Raw genomic sequence first — 23,997 nt, 5'->3', positions numbered from 1 at the left:
GCGACATACGTTCTCAAGTACCCAGCGTTCGGTCGGCACCGCTTCGGCACCATCGGTCCTGATGGTGCCCTCGGACACGAGACCTTGCACGCAAGGAGGCCAAGCTGCTCTGGGCCTGATTGCCAATGGCAAAGACGCGGTCAACGACAAAGCCACGGCGCGCCTGAGGCGTCCACATAAGGACCATGATCCCAGGTTCAACCCAATCACGCTGAAGCCACCAAGGAGGTCGATCATCCAATCCCCTGGGCGATCGTCTTGCCATCCGCGCTCAACTAGGAAGCAAAATTGATTGTTACGTGAGGTCAGCTAGGGTGGACGTTCACCGCCGATTGATACGTAGGATCGGCCCGTTATCGGGAACAGGCAGATCACTCGGGTGCCGTCCGTCGCTGTCGGCCCGATACGCCAGGTACGCCAGCCGAATCCCGTCCTCGAGCGAGGTCGTGGCGCGCCAGCCGAGCCCGGACAGCCGCCCGACGTCGAGCAGCTTGCGCGGCGTGCCGTCCGGGCGCGACGCGTCGAAGCTGATCTCACCGCGAAAACCGACGGCGGCCGCCACCATAAGTGCTAACTCGGCGATGCTGATGTCCTCGCCGGTACCGATATTGACCAATTCCGGCGAGGAATAGGTCTTCATCAGATGGATGCAGGCGTCGGCGAGATCGTCGACGTAGAGAAATTCCCGGCGCGGCGTGCCGGTGCCCCACACCACCACATTGCCGCCGCCCGAAATCTTGGCCTCGTGGAAGCGGCGGATCAGCGCGGCGATGACGTGGCTGTATTCGGGGTGATAATTGTCGCCGGGGCCGTAGAGATTGGTCGGCATCACGCTTATGAAATCGGCGCCGTACTGGCTGCGATAGGCCTCGGCCATCTTGAGGCCGGCGATCTTGGCGATGGCATAGGGTTCGTTGGTCGGCTCCAGCGGGCCCGCCAACATCGAATCCTCTCGCAGCGGCTGCGGCGCCAGGCGCGGATAAATGCAGGAGGAGCCGAAGAACATCAGCTTCTCGCATCTAGTGGCATGGGCCGCCTGGATCACGTTGCTCGATATCGCCAGATTGTCGTAGAGAAACTCGGCGCGCAGTGTGTTGTTGGCGACGATGCCGCCAACCTTAGCGGCGGCGAGGAACACGGCCTGCGGCCGCTTCGCGGCAAACCAGGCATTCACCGCGGCCTGGTCGCGCAGGTCGACCTCGCTGCGCGACACCGTCAAGAGATCGGCCTGTTCGCGCGCCAGCCGACGCATCAGCGCCGCGCCGACCATGCCGCGATGGCCTGCGACGAAAACCCTCTTGCCCTTCAGCTCAAACGCCGTGCTTGCCATCGGCTGCGTCCTGCCTCGCTTGGACGAGATCGCTAGCGACCATTTCCTTCACCAATTGCGAGAACGGCGTCTTCGGCGCCCAGCCGAGTTTCGCGCGCGCCTTGCTTGCGTCGCCGATCAGGAGATCAACCTCGGTCGGACGGAAATAGGTCGGATCGATCTGCACCAAGGTCTTGCCAGACGTCTTGTCGACGCCGACCTCCTCGATGCCCTTGCCGCGCCATTCGATGCTGCGTCCGACCTCGGCAAACGCCAACTCGACGAACTCGCGGACCGACCGCGTCTCGCCGGTCGCTAGCACGAAGTCACCGGGCTCGTCGACCTGCAGGATCCTGTGCATGCCCTCGATATAGTCGCGAGCATGGCCCCAGTCGCGCTTGGCGTCGAGATTGCCGAGATAAAGCTTGTTCTCGAGGCCGACCTCGATGGCGGCGACAGCGCGGGTGATCTTGCGCGTCACGAACGTCTCGCCGCGAATCGGACTCTCATGGTTGAACAGGATGCCGTTGCTGGCGAACATGCCATACGCCTCACGGTAGTTCACCGTGATCCAGTAGCCATAGAGCTTGGCGACGCCATAGGGCGAACGCGGATAGAATGGCGTGGTTTCCCTCTGCGGCACCTCTTGCACGAGCCCGTAAAGCTCCGAGGTCGAGGCCTGGTAGAACCGTGTCTCATTTTCCATGCCGAGGATGCGGATCGCTTCCAAAAGGCGCAGCACGCCGATCGCATCGGCATTGGCGGTGTATTCCGCGCTCTCGAAACTGACCTGAACGTGGCTCTGGGCGGCCAGGTTATAGATCTCGGTCGGCCGGATCTGCTGTACCAGCCGGATCAGATTGGTCGAATCCGTCATGTCGCCATAGTGCATCAGGAACCGCACGTCGTCGGCATGCAGATCTTGATAGAGATGATCGACGCGCGCGGTGTTGAATGAGGACGACCGGCGCTTGATCCCATGCACGGTGTAGCCGAGACCGAGCAAATACTCGGTGAGATATGCGCCGTCCTGCCCGGTGACGCCGGTAATCAGCGCAACGCGCCGCTTTGAGTCCTGAGCCGCCATGATCTCCCTTAGTTACGTCGTAAAGAGCCCCGCTGTGAAGCACCATTGCGAAGCCGTTTCTCGAAAAATCTAGATGCGCACGCGCGCTCCACCCGTATTTAAAGGAAAGCGATCGTTAGCTCCAGTCATACACATCATGCAGGAATGCACACCATATACATTGATTTATAATTGGACTGAAGGATGCCAACACATTGAACTTCAAAAAATGGAGCCACTAACCCTCGCAACGCGATGATCCCGAGCAGGCGAGATGGATGGCAAACGACGTTACGCGTGCTCCGCAACGGTCTGTGCTCCTTATCTATCCTCAGGCGCATGTATGCATTCTCGTGGTGGTCTCGTCATTGCGAAGAGCGGCGAGTTGAGGCCGCAGTCGTCAATGCATTTGTTAGAATGACGGCATGCAAGCCAGCACCAGTCAAGCCTGCGCATCGGGTCGCAGTCTACAAAGCCTGTTAACTTCCGAACAGAACACGCAGTCTTAGCGGTCGACTCATCAACCATGATCAGCGCTGTTGCCAATATCCAATTCGCGGCAAGAAGTGGACGACCGACAAGACAAAATGAGAAAGAGTAACAAACGTTGGTATAGATCGTGGAACGTTTAGATATCCAGAGCTTACGTTCGTACAATGGAGCTTCGACGTTAATCCTTTTACCTTGACCGCGCGTAAGTTGGCCTAGGTCCGAGTATGATAAGTCTCTTAAACCCGCGCGCGAAAAATGTCTCCAGTAAGACAGGACAATTCAAGCGAGAGCTGCTGCGCAGTTGTACTCGATCGGTAATCAAAAGCGGAATGCGGCCGGGCGAAGCGATGATGGCTGAAGGAGGTCTTACTCACGCTTGCGAATGCGGCGGCGATACAGGCCGCCGCGAAAAAGCCCGAGCTTGACACCTCTTACCATCGGGCAAGCGAATTTCATGATCGGATTCCTGTAGGGGAACCTCGGACTCCCTGAGCTTGGGCTGCATTGATCGATATGTGCGGAATTGTTGGCATTTTGGGGCGTGGTCCGGTCGTTGGCCAGTTGGTCGCGTCGCTCAAGCGATTGGAATATCGTGGCTATGACTCCGCAGGCCTCGCGACTCTCGAAGGTCTCCGTATCGAGCGCCGCCGCGCTGAAGGTAAGTTGAGAAACCTTGAAGAGCAGCTGCGCTATTATCCGCCGTTGGGTCATACCGGCATCGGTCATACCCGCTGGGCGACTCACGGAAAGCCGACCGAGAGCAATGCTCACCCGCATGCGACGGAAAATGTCGCGGTCGTTCATAACGGGATCATTGAGAATTTCCGCGAGCTGCGAGCCGAACTGGAGCGGAATGGAGCCCATTTTGACTCAGAGACAGACACGGAGGTGGTGGCGCATCTCGTCGAATCTTATCTCAAGAAGGGCTACTCGCCGCGGGATGCGGTACAGGCGTCGCTGCCACGACTGCGCGGTGCGTTCGCGCTGGCATTCCTTTTCAAAGCCCACGACGATCTTTTGATCGGTGCGCGTAAGGGGTCCCCCCTTGCGATCGGACATAGTGACGGCGAAGTGTATCTAGGATCGGACGCGATCGCGCTCGCGCCTCTTACCGACACCATCACCTATCTTGAAGACGGCGACTGGGCCGTGCTTACGCGCACGATGTGCGTGATTTATAGCGCAGACGGATCTGTCGTCCAGCGGGAAACATCAAAGTCTGGCGTATCGTCACTCCTCGTGGACAAAGCGAATTATCGCCACTTCATGGCCAAGGAAATCCACGAGCAGCCGACAGTGGCCGGCAAGACATTGGCGCATTATCTCGATATGGCCGCCAAGCGCGTCGTCCTGCCGGTCACATTGCCGTTCGACTTTAACACTATTCAGCGTATCTCAATTACCGCGTGCGGCACTGCAAGCTATGCCGGGCACATCGCCAAATACTGGTTCGAGCGGCTGGCGCGCTTGCCTGTCGAGATCGATGTAGCGTCCGAGTTCCGCTACAGGGAGGCGCCTTTGCGCCGGGGCGATCTCGCGGTCGTCATCTCGCAGTCGGGCGAAACCGCTGATACGCTAGCTGCACTGCAATATGCCAAGAACCAGGGCGTGCACACGATATCTGTGGTCAACGTCGCAACGTCGACGATTGCGCGCGAGAGCGAATCCGTTCTGCCGACGCTGGCGGGGCCGGAAATCGGCGTCGCCTCCACCAAGGCGTTCATCTGCCAGCTGATGGTATTAGCGGCGCTTGCCGTCGCAGCAGGCAAAGAGCGCGGTAAGTTGTCTGAGATCGATGAAACGAGGCTCGTGCGTGAGCTTATCGAAGTGCCGCGGTTGATTGCTGCGGCGCTGTTGATCGAGCCGCAGATCGAGAAGCTCGCGCGTTATATCGCCGATTCAAGGGACGTGCTCTATGTCGGTCGTGGCACATCGGCCCCCTTGGCGTTGGAGGGCGCACTCAAGCTGAAGGAAATTGCCTATATCCACTCAGAGGGTTATGCCGCCGGCGAGCTCAAGCACGGACCGATCGCACTGATCGATGAGGCCGTGCCTGTGGTGGTGATCGCACCTTATGATGATGTCTTCGAGAAGACCGTCTCGAATATGCAAGAAGTTGCGGCTCGGGGCGGCAAGATCATCCTGATCACCGATTCGAAGGGTGCTTTGGAAGCGGCGGTGGACACACTCATGACCATTGTGCTGCCTGAGATGGTCGCAAGCTTTACGCCGATGGTCTATGCCATTCCGGTTCAACTCTTGGCTTACCATACCGCTCTCGTAAGGGGCGCGGACGTGGATCAGCCGCGTAACCTAGCAAAATCGGTGACTGTGGAATGAGCTACAGTGTTATATCGGACCTTGAGGCCACTAATGGCCTGGGCGAGCTCAAAAAGAGAACGATCCCTGTATCAACAGGTCAATCATAGACCGATCCAGCTCGATGAGCAGAGTCAGCCCTGCTTGCGTCATCATCGTCAACCGACTAACGTAATGGGAGCGAGCGTTACCTTCCTGCCGTTCGAGCGGAACGAACGGTCGATAACAAGTGGGATTACGGACAATTGGAAGATCGAAGTCGGCTCTCGGTTACCCAGCCCGCGATCTGCTTTGCAGGGCCAAGTCAGCCTAAAGCTCGGTCTACAAAAGATACTCTCTAACTCATCCTCCCACCTCGCCGATGTCGACGACCAAGTCGGCGCACAACGGCTTCGGGCCGCTCCGGCCCAGCTTATTCACTGGCGGCGCATACGTGCGACAACTCACTTTTCCCGATTGCCAGCATTCGCGCGATGTCGGGCACGTCGAGCATGCATTTCGCCCCGGGACGATTGCTTAGGATTAGCAGTCCAGTGTGTCTCTTCGATCGCGCGTGGCAGCGGTTCACGCAATCTGGTTGGGCCACACGCGCTACCGCGGCCCTCCGGCCTGATACGTGTCACCAAATGGATTGTTAGATACCTGACATTCCCGCGCAAGGTCGAGGGCCCAAAACCACGTGCAGGAGCCGCCGCACCGGAAGGGCGCGGCGCCCCTGGCCTATATGTGGCAGGCGAGTACTATTGACCACTATCTGATCCAGCGACAGTCACCCGCTCGTATAGCAGGATCGATTAGCCTTGCGACGACGTGGGATTAGCACGACTTGCCAATCCGGTTGGTGGGCCAGCGATCGCATCGGGTTCCTAACGCGGAGCTGCAGATCGGGTTGCCAGAAGAACCGGTCCTCATAATCGGCACGGGAATTGCTGTCCCCCACGTCGAACGACTGCTGTCAACGCATGTCTGGGAGTGCGGCGCCTGGGTAGCCTCACCATTTCTATCGTGTGAACCCTCGCACCGAGACTACAAGTGTGCAGCCGCAGATCTCAGAGCCACAACCTTAACGACGCAATCGTGGTGAGGTGGCTTACTAGGCTCCGTTCGCCACACGCCAAGGAGGAACGAGATGGGTGATCGGAATGTGGCCGAAGTCGATCTTCACAATCTAGAAGTCTTGGATCCGCTGATTGGGCAATGCCAGCAACTGGTCAGGGAAGTGGCAATTCCCTACCAATGGGAGGTGCTAAACGATCGGAATCCTGAGGCGATACCGACCCACGCGGTAGAGAACTTCCGTGTTGCGGCCGGACGTGCGAGGGGCGAGTTCCATGGCATGGTTTTTCAGGACAGTGACGTCGCAAAATGGCTTGAGGCGGCTGCATGGTCGCTATGCCAGACACCAAATCCAGACCTGGAGAAAGCCGCCGATGAGCTGATTGAATTGATGGCGGACGCCCAATGTGGCGACGGCTATCTCAACACCTATTTCATACTGAACGCGCCTCAGGAGCGCTGGACCAACCTAGCGGAGTGCCACGAACTATATTGCGCGGGCCACTTGATCGAAGCAGGTGTCGCGTTCTTTCAGGCAACTGGCAAACGGCGATTGCTGGAGGTCGTTTGCAGGCTTGCTGACCACCTCGGCACAGTTTTCGGCCCAGAGCGCGATCAGTTGCACGGCTACGATGGCCATCCGGAAATCGAACTTGCGTTGGCACGCCTCTACGAAGCGACAAAGGAGCGGCGATATCTCACACTAGCCAATTATTTCGTGGAGCAACGCGGCACGGAGCCGCACTTCTACGACATTGAGTACGAGAAGCGCCAGCAATCCCGCGCCGCCAAATCCGGCGGCACGCCTTGGATGATAAAAAACAAAGCGTATAGCCAAGCGCACTTGCCGCTCTCGGAGCAGCGGACTGCAACAGGTCATGCAGTTCGTTTTGCATACCTAATGACGGCAGTAGCTCATCTCGCGCGTCTGCGCCAGAACGAGCAGCAGCGCCAAACTTGCCTACGGCTATGGCAAAACACGGTCCAACGCCAGCTCTATGTTACCGGAGCCATCGGCTCGCAAGGTGCCGGCGAAGCGTTCAGCAGCGATTACGATTTGCCGAATGATACGGCGTACGCGGAAAGTTGCGCGTCGATTGGCTTGATGATGTTTGCGCGCCGTATGCTGGAGTTGGAACTGGACAGTCGCTATGCCGACGTGATGGAGCGAGCGCTCTACAATACCGTTCTCGGCAGTATCGCGTTCGACGGGCGTCACTATTTTTATGTTAACCCACTCGAAGTGCATCCAAAAACGCTGAAGTCTAATGGCATCTACAATCATGTCTCGCCGGTGCGACGACCTTGGTTTGGCTGCGCCTGCTGTCCACCGAACATCGCACGGCTTTTCACATCGATTGGTCATTACATCTACACGCCCAGCACCGATGCGCTCTATGTAAATCTCTACGTTGGTAATAGAGTAGCAATATCCGTCGACGGACATGCGCTGCGGTTGCTCATAAGCGGCGGCTATCCCTGGAGAGAAGAGGTGGAAATCGCCGTCGAATCTGCGCCGCCAATTGCCCACACGCTCGCCCTGCGCCTGCCAGAATGGTGCAGCGTGCCGCAGGCGAGCCTGAACGGCGAGCCTGTGAATTGCGAGCCGCGCAAGGGCTATTTGCACATCAGCCGAACGTGGCAGCAGGGAGATCGCGTCAAATTATCGCTGCCGATGCAAGTGCGTCGCGTATACGGCCATCCACAACTTCGCAATTTGGCCGGCAAGGTGGCCATCCAGCGTGGCCCCTTAATTTATTGTCTGGAGGAGGCCGACAACGGGACCGAGTTACACAACCTTTGGCTTCACTCAGATAGCCGGTTTTCCGTTATGGAAGGATCTGGTCTCTTTAACGGCAAGATTTTGCTGCAGGCCGACGGGGCGCGGTTGCAACACACGCATTCTGAAGAAACGGCGCTTTATAACTACGACAAAGTGCCTGGACAGCTAGAACCGCAGCGGCTGACATTCATTCCGTGGTTCAGCTGGGGTAACCGCGGCGAAGGCGAAATGCGGATTTGGATAAATGAGCGCTGACGCCGGACGCGCGGGTCGCGCTTCCACGAGTCGACGTTAGACGGCCTTTTCTGGCACAGGCGATATCGTTGGTCAAAGTCTGGAAATCGGCCAATCTATGGAAGGCGGTGCGCGAGCTCCACTGGAACGTTGAAAAAAATCGAATATGAAGCAGCGCGGCCCGAAAGAGTACGATCCGATTGGGTCAGCAGGTCAATCAGCAATCGGCCCAATTCCCAATAAAGGAGCCTCCTCGGAGGTGTTCGCGGCCTCTCATCAAACCTGATGAATGCCGATGGCACGAGCGTGCCGCCGTGTCGTTGGTTGCCCTAACGTGAGGGCGGCCACGTCAGGTTTTGGTAAGCCAGGCTTCCTATCAGCGCTGCTGGGCCTAACAGGCCTAAACTAGATGCGGAAATGTATGTCCGACGGGAGCACCAATCGCCATGTATAATCGGATCAATGGCTCGTCCTACTTCCAATCCTCTGACTTTGCCGAAATTGATGAGCAAATGGACGCAGACATCTTTGCGGATGCGTTCGCGAATATGCGCTTAGCCGAATCTGGTTCCAGTAGCAGTTCATCTTCGGCAACAAGACCGTATTCGCTCGTCTCAACCCCTCCCATAATAGAGTTCAAAAATCGTCAGTTATTCCGAAAAGCCGCGGAGGCCTATCATGGTGACGAAATCATAAAAATCGCCGACAACCCCCAAGAGTATTCCGACTTCGTGTCCGGCAAGGCAAGGCGAACTGCAGAAGTTGCCAAAGACTACGGGCGAACCCGAGATTCCGAGAATGCGCGATACTTCAGCTACCAATTGGGCAACAAGAGTGTTGGACTTCTAAGAACGGAAGGCGGCGACAGCATGACCGAGTTCGACGAAAAAAGGTGGAAGAAGCTATTTCCTGGACGCCAAGGGACTACCTCTACTGTGGATCTTCAAGTCGTTCATCCGCTTGTCGAGAACGCTGGCGATATCCTGCTCGAGCACCAGCTTCGACTAGACGGAAAACAGCCGCTGCTCAATTTGCGTCCGGCTAATTCGGAAGCGAGAGCCCGTGCGGCAAAGATGGGATTCGTCGAGGTTGACGCCGACAACATGGTTCTCGACCCAGAGAAGTCAGACAAGTGGGTAAGGAATAGCGATGGCGAATGGCAGCGCAAAGGTACTGCTGCGCTGTATCTTTCCAAAGCTGACGACAGTGAGGGTAGTGATACCGAGATCTCAGCGAGCCCCTCAACATACGACTATGAGGATGATTTTATGTGACAATGGGATCACCGTTGGCCCGATGGAGTAGACCAATCCTCTGTGTTGGAGAGTTCCTCTGAGTTGGCTCAGAATACTGTCCCCAGAGTGCTCCTTTGCTTAGCGGTTGCTGATCTGTTTGAGCCTTGGAAGTAGGGGCTCACTGCGCAAGGCAATTGTGACAATGCTCGCTGCGGCGAGGACCTGCATGGGGTGCCGCCAAAGTGCGCCCGGCCGCCAAGGGGCCGGGCGTGTTGTGCCGAGCCGTTGGACGGCTTGGAGCCAGAAGTCGTCTACAGATGACGCCTACGAAGTAGTAAGGGCGTGAGCGCCTGCCGTGAGTGGTGGGTAAGGAAATGCACAGCGAAGCGGCGCCCGATGGGCAAGACGGCTGGCGTGCGTCAACGGACATAACGACGCCGAGAGCACGATCATCGTTCAGGGCGCTTTCACCAGAAAAGCCTCAACACAGGACGCGAGGCGGTTGTCCTGGGCGAAGCTCCGTTATCATCGTCACTGCAGTCGGCTGCGAACAGCCAATCTCTTGCTTTGTCGATCGCTCTCGGCCAGCTCCGCTCTGCAATGGAATATATAGAAACGATCCAGGCGAGTTAAGAAGGGCTTAGGGTCGTCGATTGCTTTGGATGAGCATTACGTTGAACGTCGATCTGCAGAATGAGTCGAGCTGGCGTGTCCTTCCAGCACTCGCAGCCATAAGGTTGTTCTGCACCAATGTTGCCGCCCGGCGATGGTCGCTAAAGTATCGACAAGGCGACAATTGGTCTCTCGCTCGCTTGGTCTTAGAGTAAGTAGCATCTTTGACTCGAAGAGGTTGATCAGCGGCGAGATCGACGCGTGGAGCGTTTAGATCGGACATCAACCCAAGCCGCAGGTTGATTGCATCAGATGTCGCGCCGGCCGTCATACGCGTTCAGTGCGGTGTCGAGGCATTCGAGTAACGCTTGTCCTGCAAAGGGTTTGGCGAGGAAGCCAATCGCGCCGGCGCCCAGCGCTGACGCGCGCACGCGGTCGTTGGGGAAAGCAGTAATGAAAATGAATGGCGCGTCGTAACCACGTGTCCGCATCTCTGCCAACAGCTCCAGGCCGCTCATAGCCGACATCTGCACATCGGTAATGACACAGGATGTCTCGTCCAATTGCGGGGACCTCAGGAGTTCCTCGGCCGACGCAAATATTTGGGCGATGTAGCCACGCGATCTCAAAAGATTCTCTGTCGCCGCACGGACTGAGGCGTCGTCGTCAACGACGGAAATCAAAGGCGTGGACAAGACGAGCCCTCCTGACGCGGGAATAGCGGCTGCAAGCATTAGCCACCTTCGGCGAAAAGTGGGCTCGACTGATGAAATTGTAAAATCATACTTGGGTTTGTTCAGGACGATTAGCGCGAATTCCCAGCGTCTCAGTCATCCTGATCAAGTCGGCCAGCGACCGTGCGCGCATTTTTTTCATTACGTGTCCTCGATAGATCTTGACCGTAATCTCGGCGAGCCCAAGCTCGGCGGCTACCTGCTTGTTCATCAGGCCGGCAGCGACCAGTTTCATCACCGCCTGCTCGCGCGGGCTTAAGGTCTCAAATAGAGACTGCAGGTTCGCGACCATCTGCTGAGCCTCCCGTCTTTTGCGATCGCGTTCGGTCGCCGCAACGACGGCGTCAAGCAGTTCCTGATCGCGAAACGGTTTGCTGAGAAAATCGACCGCTCCTTCCTTCATGGCCCTGACGGTCATGGGAATGTCGCCATGGCCGGTAATGAAAATGATCGGAATATGTATGTTCAACCTCGCTAGCTCGGTCTGGTAGTCAAGGCCGCTCAAGCCTGGCAGCCGGACATCAAGAACTAGACAGCTAATAACGTCCGGAATTGTGCTTTGCAGCATTTCGCGGGCCGATCCGAATGCAATGACGTCTAACCCTACCGATTGAAAAAGGTTCGTAAGCGAGCGACGCATGGAGATGTCATCCTCGACGACGAAGACGATCGCCTTTGTCGAGGCCTTGGCGTTGCTGCCTTCACCTGGCGTGTCAAATCGTCCTGTCACGAGACGGCCTCCTTATGCAGCGGCAGGGCGAACTGGAAGGTCGCGCCCGGTCCATCTTTGTGGACCATTGACAGCCGTCCGCCATGAGCTTCCACGATCGACCGGCAGATCGAAAGACCCATTCCAAGACCACTCGATTTGGTGGTGAAGAAGGGATCCAAGAGGCGGTCCGCGTCGTTCTCGGCGATGCCGACGCCGCAATCGGTCACGGCAATCTGGACGTGCCCCAGATCGTCCTTTGATGACTGAATCAGCAGTTCGCGCGTCCGGTCTGTAACTGCGTCCATGGCTTCGATTCCGTTCATCACCAGATTGATGATCACCTGTTGTAGCTGAATCCGGTCGCCGAGGATCGTAGGCAGCGCTGCGGCCAACTCGGTTCGTAACGTCACTCGGTGGCTCACCAGCTCTCGTGTTACCAGCGCAATGACATCCTTAACGACCTCATTGATATCGAGCGGCACCATCTCAATCTCGCCTTTCTTCGCGAGCGCGCGAACACGACGGATCACCTCGCTTGCCCGGATTGCGTCTTCGATGATCCACTCCACCGAAGAGCGCGCGGCGGAAAGATTAGGAGCTTCGCGACCCATCCAACCGAGGCAGGCATCGGCGTTGCTGATAATAGCGGCGAGTGGCTGGTTTATTTCGTGGGCGATGGAAGTCGTCAGCTCTCCTAACGTCGTTACACGCGTCACATGCGCAAGCTCCGCCTGTGCCTTTCGTAGTTCTTGTTCGGCTTGATCGGCGCGAATGGTAGCGGTGATGTCAGTGCTGACGCCACGGTAGCCGAGAAAATTGCCCTTTCCATCGAAAAAAGGCTTGCCACTCGTTCGCACGTAGATCGGAGATCCTGTCCGATTCACTGTACGGTAGACGAGATCTCGAAACGGAAGATGGGCTTCCAACGTCGCCCGATGCTGCCGCCACTTCTCGGGCTCCTCTTCGACGTCGCACGCAATGTCCCAACGAAGCAGGCCCATCAATCCTGTCGCCAAAATTCCCGCAGCGCTGGTGTGCTCGGACAAGTGAGTGACCTGATGATCGGGCCCAGTCTCCCAGAGCCAGTCGGAAGCTGTTTCGGCGTAGTCGCGAAAGCGCTGTTCGCTTTCGCGCAGCGCAGCAAGTGTATTTTCCAGGCGTTCCCTAGCTGCGTGTTGCTCGGTGACATCCATATGTGTTCCGATCAGCTCGCTGACGTGACCATCGCTGCCGATCACCACGTGCGCAACGGAGTGTATGCGTCTTATCCCGCCATCTGGTAGAAGGATACGAAAATCATACTCGAACCGCTCCTCCTCGTGTTCAATCGCCTGGCGCTGCACCTCCTGTAGCCGCGGCAAGTCTTCGGGATGGATGCGCGATCGAATGATCTCTATCGATACCGGCTCTTGTGGGCTAAAGCCAAACAGACGATCGACCTCGGCGGAGCGATATATGAAATCTCGACGGTAGACGTCCCAGGACCAACTGCCCGTGTGACTGAGATGCTGGGCTTCGGCCAGATAGGCCTCGCTCCGGCGCAGCTGCTGTTCTGCTCGCCTCGCCGCTGTAATATCCGTAGCTGCCCCAACAAACTCGATGTCCCCAGAGGCTGTCCTCGTCGCTCGTACCTGCGCATGAATGTGCTTTACCGAGCCGTCCGGTAGCAGAAGCCGATATTCGTGCTCGAAATCGCTCGGGTCTCGGTTCGCGCGATCGATAATTTCTCTAACCGAAGCCCTATCATCTGGATGAGTGCGCTCAACGACGAGCTGCGGCCCCGGTGGCACTGTCTGAGGATCTAATTGGAAAATCCGAAATGTTTCCTTTGACCAGAAGGCCTCGCCCGTAGTGGGGTTCCAGCTGAAGCTTCCCGTGTGACTCAACTCCTGCGCCTGGGCTAAATGTGCTTCGCTCCGCTGCAGGGCAAGTTCGGTCCGCCTTCGCTCCGTGATATCTTCGCAGGCGATAAGGATAATGGGCTGCTCATTCGCCCAGAGCATGGCTTTGGCGTTTTCACGTACCCACAACACCGAGCCGTCCTTCCTGACTTTCTGGACGTCCCACGTGCGCGTTTGTCCGATATCCTCAAGGCACGTCCGAACGCATTCGCGAACGAACGCGCGATCCGCCTCGAGAAATACGTCCAGCACCGATCGACCGATCAGTTCAGCACGAGCATAGCCGAGTTGTGTCGCGCCGAGCGTATTGACGTTGAGGACAGTGCCGGCTTCATCGACCATGAAATACATGGCCGGATTGTGCTCGAAGATGGCGCGCCACCGTCTTTCGCGATCCTCCAAATCGGCCGCACTCCGCTGAAGCTTGGCCGCAACTACACGCGCAGCCTCTCTTTCCTGGCGCAGCCTTCCGATCAGGTGCGCTCCGACAATCGAAGCAATAAAGAATGCAACAACCACCGGCAAATCTTGGGGGTCATCGATTCGCAGGCTGAACGCCGGCGGCGCAAAGTAGTAAGCGAGAGCAGCGATGGCTACGATGCAAAGCGCGGACGACGCGATGAAGCTGCCCATCAACGAAAACAGCAATACCACTAACAAATAGGCGAACGCCGTCGCCGCGAAATGCGCGTGAAGGTACAAGCAAGACAGTGTTACAACCGCCAGCGTTATGGAGCCGAAGGTGAACTGAGTGGCTGAGCGCTTTAAACTGCTGATCTGGCTACGCATTTTGATACCGTCCGGCCTGTTCTCCGGCGGGAGAGCTATAACATTTTAGGCAAAAATGGGGCAATACTCGGCACCAGCACCCGCTGTGAGCGGTTCCGAGATCGATTGCTTGCTGAACTGAGCACGCGCGAAGAAAAAACGCATCACAGACATACGTATAGTTGTCCTAAACCTTTCAATATGGCGCGCTGACACGCCTGGAGTGGAAGCTGAGATGTCTGCTTTCCTCCGCTGCCGATAACCTCCGGGCAGGCGCTTGAGGTTGCAGCCGAGGACAACCCCCTTGCGCCGGCCGGACGAGGACAGCGGCTGCAGTTCGGTCAAGACGTTGAACCGAAACAATCAGGCGCGCCTCGCCAAACCGGAAAGAACAGGGACAAGCTGCCGGACGATTCATCTCGCCGTTACGATCGGTATGCGGAAGAAAGCGCAATCGTCATGTGCCGAGATACGAAGGTGAAGTTACCCGGCTGCCTTGTATGCCTTAGGGCCATTACGCCTAGGTGAGAGGACTTGTCTCCGGGTTAGCCGGTGAGCGCGCGCCAACGACGCCGAACCGACACTAGCCGTGTGCGAGCCGCCATGGCTCCGTCGAGGTACCATCTAATCCATGCTGATCACACCCATCACGATTTAATGCGGCAGCGCGGACCGTAACAAGGGATGACGAGTTGCGTCAGCAAGATCGCTACCACGTCGTTGGTTGGGCGAGGTCAGTGCAATGACCGCGCACATTGGCAATTGTAGGCGGACCAACACCTAGGTCGTCAGGTGCACCGTTCTGTCGCAGTCCCATTATCTGGGACGGCAAAATGTTGCAGAAACGTTCAGATGGCCGGGAGCTCGACAGCTAAAGACGCCCTTGAAAATGACTGTTAAAGATCTCCTACTCTTTTGCTCGGGTGGCAGCTTTTCAGGGTGGCTCCCGGGACGCGACGCGGAGCAAGGGCCTGCGCACTGGAATCATCGTGCGTCGATAGTGGTGGAAACGTTGGGCTGGTTGAGCCGAGCCCGCAGCGTCGCGTGCTCGAGCTCGTCCTCCCACCAGGATATGAACACGGCGGCGATGCCATTGCCGGTGATGTTAGTAAGGGCGCGCACCTCGCTCATGAACTTATCGATTGAAAACACGATTGCCATGCCCGGCACCAGCGCTGGGTTGACCACCGACAACGTCGCAGCGAGCGTGATGAAGCCCGCGCCGGTGACGCCGCTTGCTCCCTTCGACGTTAGCATTGCAACGAGCAGGATCGTGAGCTGCTGGCCAAAGGTGAGCTCGACCCCGAGTGCCTGGGCAATGAACAATGTCGCAAGTGTCATATAGATATTGGTGCCGTCGAGGTTGAAGGAGTAGCCAGTTGGCACAACCAGGCCGACCACGGGCTTGGAGCAGCCCAGCCGTTCGAGCTTCTCCATTAATTGCGGCAGCGCGCTTTCAGAGGACGAAGTGCCGAGCACGATCAGTATCTCGTCCTTGATATAGACAATGAACTTGAAGATTGAAAAGCCGACGAGGCGCGCGATCAAACCGAGCACCACCACGACAAATAGCGCCGCAGTCGCGTAAAACAGCGCGATCAGAGCGATCAAATTGCCGAGTGCTGCCGGCCCGAACTTGCCGACGGTGAAGGCCATGGCGCCGAAGGCGCCGATCGGAGCCGCTTTCATGATGATAGCGATTACGCCGAACACCGCGTGCGCGACGTCGTCGATCATGCCGCGCAGCCGCTCCCCACGCTTTCCCAGCGCCATCAACGAAAAGCCGAATAGAATCGCGAACAAGAGAACCTGCAGAACATCGCCACGAGCGAAGGCGCCCACCATGGTGTCGGGAATGATGTTGAGAAAGAAATCGACGGTCTTCGAGGCTTCCGCCTGCTTCACGTAATTGGCGACCGCCGCAGCATCCGGCTTGACCGCAAGGCCATGGCCGATTTGGACCAGATTGCCCATAACAAGGCCCAACAGCAAGGCAAAGCTGGAGACGATCTCGAAATAGACCAGCGCCTTGACGCCGACGCGTCCGACTTTCTTCGCATCCTGAATATGCGCAATACCGGATGTGACGGTGCAGAAAATAATCGGCGCGATCACCATCTTGATGAGCTTGATAAATCCGTCACCGAGCGCCTTGACCCAGTCGTTGGTCGCGACGGACGGCCATAGGCAGCCGACCATGGCGCCAATCATGATCGCAATCAGCACCTGCACGTAGAGAATCTTATACCAAGTTTGCGACGCGCGCGCTGGCGCCGCAGTTGACATGGTGGTCATGACGCTTCCTTCCCGAATATGCTCGAGTGTGAGCCGCCGCGTCTTTGAGAGGCGACAGCGTCATACGAGACTCATTTTCAGCCGTGTGCGATTGAAGACGGTTCCGAGAGTCGGCGCGTCATTCCAAAGGCAGGCGAGTTGCGTTTATCCTTTCTCTTAAGCAAGATCTGCACCAGATGCCAAAATGCGCAGACTAAGCAGTGGCGGACAAACCGTCTGTCGCCGGCGGCATCGGTTTGAGTGCTCGGACCGCGTTCGCAAGGTCGAACAAAAAAGGTCCAGCGTGACTCCTAACTTGATCGGCTGGGCGCATTAGCGGAGTCACGTCTCGGCCGCGAAGCCCTAGCGTGATCGATATGCGCCGACTGCTGAGATGGATGCAACAGTACGTGACATCGGTAAAATTCATAGTTTGGATTGTAGGCATTTACGCGATGGAAGCCTGGTTTAGGAACTCGATTGCGCGGAAGAATCTTTGATCGATGCACTGCATTGTCGCCAACGGCAAAGCTCGTTCGCGACGGGGCATTGTCTCCAGGCCTATGCTAGCGATGCGCATTAAGCAGACGGCCTTCGCTCTCGGCTCCTCGTGCCTTTTGCCGCGTCGCAGAAGCAGCGTTACGATGATTTCTCAGCTAGATCGTTCCCGTTACTGCCAAACGGCAGTCTTGCTGAGATCCGTTGCATTGCCAGCGTGGCGAGTGCGGCGGTTGAGCCATCGACGAATCAAACAGGCATCATGAGGGCGTCAAAAGCGACCCCTTCGTTGCGGGGCGTGTCGCTGTCTGCTCGGGAACAAAAATGCCTGAAATCTGACAGGGCGTTGGGTTCACGCCACATTGATGTGGGCGTCTATGCGAATTTCGCACGTTGAGCATAGAGCGCGCGACAGTTCGCACGCGGCACAGGAATTGCTGACGACGAACGAGGAGCTTCCGCCGTCAGATAGATGGACGTGGCCCAGTCGCAGGAGTTGCCGATGAGTATTGCGATGCTGCTGCTGCTCGCAGAAGCGACGCGCGCGAATGTGGCGGCCGCCACGAAGTGCCGCGCGACTAAAGGGCGATCTGCGCCACATCGCTGGATGAGCCGGACGTGCAGGCGATCACTGTGCCGACACGGCGACCTGCTCGGACTGTTGGGCTGACCCACATGGATGTCTTTTCGGCAGAGATTTCGCAATCGGTTGCGCTCACGATTGAGCTCGCCAGCGTGACGACCGTGATCCTCCTCCTGATTGGTGTGCCCCTCGCTTGGTGGCTGGCGCGCTCAAGGACTCTTTTGAGCGAGGCGGTGGCGACGATGATCGCCCTACCGCTAGTGCTACCACCGACGGCTCTCGGTTTTTGCGTACTCGTGTTGCTCGGCCCAAACGGACCGGGTGGCGTTCTCGCCTCTTTGTGGGGCGAGCGCACGCTCGCTTTTACCTTCGCGGGAATCGTGATCGGATCGGTCCTCTCGGCGCTGCCGTTGGTGGTGCAACCGATCCGTAACGCCTTTGTTGCGATAGGCGATCGTCCATTGAAAGCTACGGGACGCGTTTCGTCGTTGTATACCTTCATTACCATCAGCGGGCCGCTGGCGCGACTGGAGTTTGTTAAAGCCGCCGTGGTTGGCTTCTCTCATACGATCGGCACATTCGGCGTCGTGATGATGATCGGCGGCAACATTCCTGGGCGCACCAAGGTGTTGTCAGCCTACGTCGTAGACTACGTCCAAGCGTCGCGCTGGCGCGAGGCGAGTGTGATTGCCGGCGGTATGGTGATGTTCGCGTTTGCAGCGATCTTCACCTTAGCCCTCATCGACAAATACTGTGCCAAGAGAGGCATTGAACCGTCTTAGGCTTGCCGGTCGGACATATCCGATCACGACCGATGAGCGGATCTATCCATCCTTGCGAGGCTACAATGAAAAAGCTTGTTATGGCCGCGGCGGCTGCTGGAATCGGCTTCAATTCAGTGCACTCCGCGCCTCTGCCTGAAGCAACGGCCGATGATGTTGGCGTTTCTCAGCAGCGCCTCGCCAAGCTAGACGAGTTCTTCGCTCGCGAGATCGCGAGTAAACGCGTGCCGGGCGCGGTGGTTGCAATCGCCAGAGACGGCAAGCTGATCCACTACAAGGCGTACGGGCAACTCGATCCTGCGAAAGGAAAATCGATGCCGCTCGATGCGATGTTCGCGCTTGCGTCTATGACCAAACCGATGGTGGCCGTTGCCGGGCTTATCCTCATGGAGCAAGGTCGCCTGCCTCTACAGGCGAGGCTTACGGATTACTACCCGGAATTCGCAAACATGAAGGTGGGAGTGCCGCTGCCAGACGGCTCATTAGAATTTCAAACGCAGAGTTCTCCGATCTACATCCACGATCTATATCGCCACACATCCGGGCTGACCTATGGCGCGCCCCCCGACAGCTCAGACCAAGTGGCGCGTCTCTATCCCGATTTCGCCGCTCCGCCACTAAGGGGCGATAAGCAGACGTTCATTGAAGCCATTACCAAGCTGCCGCTAGCGCACCAACCGGGGACAGAATTCGAATACGGCTTCTCGACCGACGTGCTGGGAGCTGTCGTGGAACAGGTCAGCGAACGACGATTGGGCGACTATCTGGCCAGCAACCTGTGGAAGCCGACCGGAATGCAGGATGCCACTTTCCATTTGTCGGAATCGCAACGCGAGCGCCTCGCGCATCCATTTCCAGACGACCCGCTGACAGGAAAGCCACAAGAAATCGAGCTCCTCGAAATTCCGACGAAATTTGACTGCGGGGGAGCCTGCGCATTTGCGACAGTCGGTGACTACGTGCGCTTTGGACAAATGCTGCTCAACGGCGGGGAGCTCGATGGGCAGCGCATTCTCGGTCCGAAGACGGTGCGCCACATGATCTCCGACCACCTCGGGCCAGAGATGAAGAATAGGGTCGCCAATGTGGAGCCGCACCGTGCCGGCTTCGGCTTCGGGCTCGGAGTGGCTGTACGCATAAACGAGGGTCTCTCGGCGGTTCCGGGCAATCCAGGTGAGTTCACCTGGACCGGCGCCTACGGGACACAATTTTTCTGCGACCCAAAGGAGCATCTCGTCGTGGTGGTCGGAACGGCAGCGCCCGGAGAAATCCGGAAGTATTACCGCGAACAGGTCCAGTATATCGTCTATGCTGCAATAATCCGATAATCCGCTTCCCGTCGAAAGGCGCGATCAACCGTTTTGTTTTTTGGCAGACAGTGTTGCTGCTACCCATCGATGTCAACTGAAAGCCGGCGCCGTCACCTGCTATCCGCGTCGGCCGAATCGCGCTAGCTCTGAACGTCCAGGCTCTCGCCCAAGATACTGCAGCGATGCGGTGCGCGCGCCCCTTTGAATCGAACGCAGATCGGATCGATCAGACCTAAAAAGCGAACGCTGCGTGCGCATCGGGGCTCACATTGCGGCTTCTCTTCGTCGCTCGACAGCCGCTCTGGGTGTGGGCTGCTTTCCGCAGTTGCGACTACGAGCTGGCTTTAACGCCCCATTGGTCAGCAATCGGCAAGTCTGATTGAGACTGGGGGCAGTGCGGTCCCCGTCAACTGCACCTATTCTATTCAACAATCGGCATGCCGCGTCAGTGTCGCGGTCGTGCAAGAGCGAGCATGACATGGTCACCGCAGTAGTGAACCATGGTGCTGCTCTGTTGAAGTGCTCACATCGACGTCCAAAACCCGACACGAATAGCATGACAGATCAATGGCGCAGCTTGTGGCTCGCTGGCTGGTTTCGACTGTCCGCAAAGCCAGAAGCGGTGGCGTGCCAGCTATCAAGTGTTTCGGTTCGCTGGCTTGTTTCTTGCTAAACGTCAGTAATTCGTTACGGCCGACGACCCTCACATGGAAGGCTTAATGGGTGGTGCAACAGAAACGTTCTACAGCGTGATCAGACGTCAGGGTATCACGCGTCGTAGTTTCCACAAATTCTGCAGTTTGACTGCCGCGAGCTTGGGACTTAGTCCGCTCGCCGCGGTCAGTATTGCCAATGCCCTGGAGACCAAACCGCGTGTGCCCGTCATCTGGCTGCACGGGCTCGAGTGTACCTGCTGCTCGGAAAGTTTTATCCGCTCGGCCCATCCCTTGATCAAGGACGCGCTGCTGTCGATGATATCGCTCGACTATGACGATACAATCATGGCGGCGGCAGGACACCAGGCCGAAGCCATCCTGGAGGAAACTCGTGCCAAGTACAAAGGCAGGTATGTGCTCGCCGTCGAAGGCAATCCGCCGCTGAACGAGGGTGGCATGTTCTGCATTGACGGCGGCAAGCCGTTCGTTGAAAAGCTCAGGTCCATGGCGGAAGAGTCCGTGGCGGTCATCGCTTGGGGCACGTGCGCGTCCTGGGGATGCGTGCAAGCGGCCAAGCCCAATCCGACGGGCGCGGTGCCGATCGATAAGGTGATCACTAACAAGCCGATCATCAAAGTGCCCGGGTGCCCTCCTATCGCAGAGGTCATGAGTGGTCTCGTGACATTTATGACCACGTTCGGAAAGCTTCCGGAGCTCGATCGCCATGGGCGTCCAAGTATGTTCTATTCCGAGCGGATTCACGACAAGTGCTATCGGCGTTCCCATTTCGACGCTGGCCAATTCGTCGAAAAGTGGGACGATAAGTACGCACGCAAGGGCTATTGCCTGTACAAGATGGGCTGCAAGGGGCCCACCACCTACAATGCCTGTTCTGCCATTCGGTGGAACGGCGGCATTTCATTTCCGATTCAATCCGGCCACGGCTGCTTCGGCTGCTCCGAAGACGGCTTCTGGGATAAGGGGTCATTTTACGACCGCCTCACAGCGATCAAGCAGTTCGGCATCGAGGCGAACGCCGACCAGATCGGCATGGCCGCTGCCGGCGCAGTTGGGCTAACCGTCGCTGCCCACGCGGCGGTCACCGCCGCGAAGCGGTTGACCCACAACCGGGATCGCGCAGCCCACAAAAGCAAACCGAGTTGAGGAGAGGGCGACGGTGGCCGTCCAGACACCGAATGGGTTCAATCTCGATCGTTCCGGCAGGCGAATCGTCATCGATCCGCTGACGCGGATCGAAGGCCACCTGCGTGTTGAAGCAAATCTCGATTCAGACAATGTGATCCGCAATGCGGTCTCCAGCGGGACAATGTGGCGTGGCATCGAAGTTATTCTGCGCGGGCGCGATCCGCGCGACGCCTGGGCGTTCACCGAGCGGATTTGCGGTGTATGCACCGGCACCCATGCGCTCACCTCCGTGCGCGCGGTTGAAAATGCACTAGGAATTGCGATTCCGGAGAATGCCAATTCGATCCGCAACATCATGCAGCTGTGCCTGCTCGTGCATGATCACCTCGTACATTTCTATCACCTGCACGCGCTGGATTGGGTCGACGTGGTCTCCGCGTTGAAGGCCGATCCCAAGTCGACCTCCGCGCTCGCGCAGTCTATCTCGCCCTGGCCGCTGTCGTCCCCTGGCTATTTTAAGGATTTGCAGATCCGGCTCACCAAATTCTTCGGATCAGGGCAACTCGGTCCGTTCAAGAATGGCTATTGGGGGCATCCGGCCTACAAGCTGCCACCGGAAGCGAACCTGATGGCTGTAGCGCATTATCTGGAAGCGCTCGACTTCCAGAAGGAGATCGTCAAGATCCAAGCTATCTATGGTGGCAAGAACCCGCATCCGAACTGGCTGGTCGGCGGCGTGCCCTGCGCGATCAACATCGACGGAACTGGCGCGGTGGGTGCGATCAATATGGAGCGATTGAACATCGTGTCCTCGATCGTCGACCGTTCGATCGAGTTTGTCGAACAGGTCTACCTGCCCGACATTGCCGCGATCTGCTCGTTCTATAAGGACTGGCTCCATGGCGGCGGACTTTCGAGTAAAAGCGTGATGTCCTATGGCGACATCCCCGAAAACGCAAATGACTGTTCCGCCAAAAGCCTCAAGCTGCCGCGCGGGGTCATTCTTGGTGGCAATCTCAAGGAGATACTGCCGATCGACCATGGTGATCCCGAGCAGATCCAGGAATTCGTCGCGCATTCATGGTATAAATACCCCAGCGATTGCTGTGGACTGCATCCCTGGGACGGTATCACTGAGCCGAGTTTTGAACTTGGGCCAAAACTCAAAGGCAGCAAGACAGATATCAAGGAACTCGATGAGGGCGGCAAGTATTCCTGGATCAAAGCGCCGCGCTGGCGCGGCCACGCCGTGGAGGTCGGGCCGTTAGCGCGATATATCATGGGTTATGCGCAAAACAAAACCGAGTTCAAGGAGCCCGCCGAGAGACTGCTCAAGGGGCTCAATCTTCCCCTGACTGCGCTGTTCTCAACGCTTGGCCGTACTGCGGCGCGGGCGCTCGAATGCCAGTGGGCGGCGCATCAGATGCGTTATTTCCAGGATAAGTTGGTAGTCCACATCAAGGGGGCAATACGGCAACTGCCGATGTCAGCAGGTGGAAGCCGGAAACCTGGCGCAAGGAGGCCAAGGGCTATGGGTTCACTGAGGCGCCGCGCGGTGCGCTTGGGCACTGGATCAAGATCAAGGACGCCAAGATCGACAATTATCAATGTGTTGTGCCGACGACGTGGAACGGATCTCCTCGCGATCCCAAGGGCAATATTGGCGCTTTTGAAGCCTCCCTGATCGGTACCCCGATGGCCGATCCGCAGCGGCCTCTGGAGATCTTGCGCACGATCCATTCCTTTGATCCGTGCTTGGCTTGCTCGACCCACGTGATGAGTCCTGAGGGCCAGGAAATGGCTTCAGTCAATGTTCGTTAGGGGCTTGCCGAACAGGGCTCGGAAGCTCCTTGCCGCCGTCGATGCGGCACCGACTGAACGCTGCATCGGCGGTGGTATCGCCTGCGCGCCGGTGCGACTGTGGCATTGGGTCAATGCCGCGGCCATTCTGATACTGAGTCTAACCGGCTATCTCATTGGAACCGCGACACCGGCGATGTCGGGAGAGGCAACCGACAATTTCCTGTTCGGCTATATCCGCTTTGCTCATTTATCGGCGGGATATGTGCTCAGTATCGGCTTTCTTCTGCGGATCTACTGGGCTTTAAAGGGAAATGCGCATGCCATGCAGATCTTTTGGGTGCCGCTCTGGCGCAGCTGCTTTTGGCGCGAGGTGTACCAGGAGATTCGCTCGTATGCGTTCCTTACAGTTGAGCCCGAGCGGCGCGTCGGGCGCAACCGTCTCGCTCAGCTCGCAATGTTCTTCATGTTTACGCAGACGATCACGTTCATGGTCGTCACAGGGTTTGCACTTTATGGGCAAGGTGCAGGTACTGACAGCTGGCAGTACAAGCTGTTCAGCTGGGTATTTTCAATTTGGCCGAACAGTCAGGACGTCCATACCTGGCATCATCTCGGCCTGTGGGTGATCGTGACCTTTGCGCTGGTCCACATCTACGCGGTGATCCGGGAAGACACATGTCGCCCAGGAGCATCTGATCTATAATTTCGGGTGAGCGCGGGTTTC

Annotated in this window: 13 protein-coding genes and 1 pseudogene; 8 read left to right on the top strand and 6 right to left on the bottom strand. The window is 57.5% G+C overall.

Annotation, left to right across the window (positions count from 1 at the left end; all coding sequences use genetic code 11):
- Positions 1-322 precede the first annotated feature (322 nt).
- Together HZZ13_RS02015 and gmd are read right to left on the bottom strand one after the other, a co-directional pair.
- Positions 323-1,330: a GDP-L-fucose synthase family protein gene (locus HZZ13_RS02015; RefSeq protein ID WP_197957971.1), complete on the bottom strand. Its 1,008-nt coding sequence runs from the start codon at positions 1,328-1,330 to the stop codon at positions 323-325.
- Positions 1,311-2,396, bottom strand: a complete 1,086-nt coding sequence (gmd, locus tag HZZ13_RS02010) for a GDP-mannose 4,6-dehydratase (RefSeq protein ID WP_197957970.1) — start codon at positions 2,394-2,396, stop codon at positions 1,311-1,313. Before gmd ends, HZZ13_RS02015 begins: the two co-directional genes overlap by 20 nt.
- A 984-nt stretch (positions 2,397-3,380) precedes the next feature.
- On the opposite strand from gmd, the gene glmS reads away from it, so the two are divergent.
- The 3 genes from glmS to HZZ13_RS01995 all read left to right on the top strand — a co-directional run bounded on the left by glmS (position 3,381) and on the right by HZZ13_RS01995 (position 9,533).
- The gene (gene glmS / locus HZZ13_RS02005; protein WP_197958109.1) at positions 3,381-5,207 is read left to right on the top strand and encodes a glutamine--fructose-6-phosphate transaminase (isomerizing); all 1,827 of its coding nucleotides are present in this window, start codon (positions 3,381-3,383) and stop codon (positions 5,205-5,207) included.
- Between the two features lie 1,108 nt (positions 5,208-6,315).
- The gene (locus tag HZZ13_RS02000) at positions 6,316-8,280 is read left to right on the top strand and encodes a glycoside hydrolase family 127 protein (RefSeq protein ID WP_197957969.1); all 1,965 of its coding nucleotides are present in this window, start codon (positions 6,316-6,318) and stop codon (positions 8,278-8,280) included.
- A gap of 425 nt (positions 8,281-8,705) precedes the next feature.
- Positions 8,706-9,533: an Effector protein NopP gene (locus HZZ13_RS01995; RefSeq protein ID WP_197957968.1), complete on the top strand. Its 828-nt coding sequence runs from the start codon at positions 8,706-8,708 to the stop codon at positions 9,531-9,533.
- 881 nt (positions 9,534-10,414) lie between these two features.
- Here the strand turns inward: HZZ13_RS01995 and HZZ13_RS01990 are convergent.
- The 4 genes from HZZ13_RS01990 to dctA form a co-directional block, all read right to left on the bottom strand.
- Complete coding sequence (locus HZZ13_RS01990; protein ID WP_376707015.1) at positions 10,415-10,840, bottom strand: response regulator transcription factor; 426 nt, start codon at positions 10,838-10,840, stop codon at positions 10,415-10,417.
- Between the two features lie 46 nt (positions 10,841-10,886).
- Positions 10,887-11,570: a response regulator transcription factor gene (locus tag HZZ13_RS01985; protein ID WP_197957966.1), complete on the bottom strand. Its 684-nt coding sequence runs from the start codon at positions 11,568-11,570 to the stop codon at positions 10,887-10,889.
- Positions 11,567-14,242: a PAS domain S-box protein gene (locus HZZ13_RS01980; RefSeq protein WP_197957965.1), complete on the bottom strand. Its 2,676-nt coding sequence runs from the start codon at positions 14,240-14,242 to the stop codon at positions 11,567-11,569. Before HZZ13_RS01980 ends, HZZ13_RS01985 begins: the two co-directional genes overlap by 4 nt.
- Before the next feature lie 963 nt (positions 14,243-15,205).
- Positions 15,206-16,516, bottom strand: coding sequence for a C4-dicarboxylate transporter DctA (gene dctA, locus HZZ13_RS01975; protein WP_197957964.1), 1,311 nt, complete (start codon positions 16,514-16,516; stop codon positions 15,206-15,208).
- A gap of 1,152 nt (positions 16,517-17,668) precedes the next feature.
- Here dctA and HZZ13_RS01970 point away from each other — a divergent pair.
- From HZZ13_RS01970 to cybH, 5 genes and pseudogenes are all read left to right on the top strand, one after another.
- Complete coding sequence (locus HZZ13_RS01970) at positions 17,669-18,358, top strand: molybdate ABC transporter permease subunit (RefSeq protein ID WP_197958108.1); 690 nt, start codon at positions 17,669-17,671, stop codon at positions 18,356-18,358.
- A gap of 65 nt (positions 18,359-18,423) precedes the next feature.
- Positions 18,424-19,686: a serine hydrolase domain-containing protein gene (locus HZZ13_RS01965; protein WP_197957963.1), complete on the top strand. Its 1,263-nt coding sequence runs from the start codon at positions 18,424-18,426 to the stop codon at positions 19,684-19,686.
- Between the two features lie 701 nt (positions 19,687-20,387).
- On the top strand, positions 20,388-21,488 hold the full coding sequence (locus HZZ13_RS01960) for a hydrogenase small subunit (protein WP_197958106.1): 1,101 nt from the start codon (positions 20,388-20,390) through the stop codon (positions 21,486-21,488).
- Between the two features lie 13 nt (positions 21,489-21,501).
- Positions 21,502-23,291, top strand: a pseudogene (locus HZZ13_RS01955) (nickel-dependent hydrogenase large subunit).
- Positions 23,281-23,976 carry a Ni/Fe-hydrogenase, b-type cytochrome subunit gene (cybH, locus tag HZZ13_RS01950; protein WP_376707014.1) on the top strand — a complete coding sequence of 232 codons (696 nt, stop codon included), beginning with the start codon at positions 23,281-23,283 and terminating at the stop codon, positions 23,974-23,976. The pseudogene HZZ13_RS01955 and the gene cybH overlap by 11 nt, the downstream one beginning before the upstream one ends.
- Positions 23,977-23,997 lie beyond the last annotated feature (21 nt).

This window comes from Bradyrhizobium agreste, assembly GCF_016031625.1.
GTDB lineage: Bacteria > Pseudomonadota > Alphaproteobacteria > Rhizobiales > Xanthobacteraceae > Bradyrhizobium > Bradyrhizobium agreste.
The sequence above is the reverse complement of the archived record's forward strand: the minus strand, read 5'-3'. Positions and strand labels throughout refer to the sequence as shown.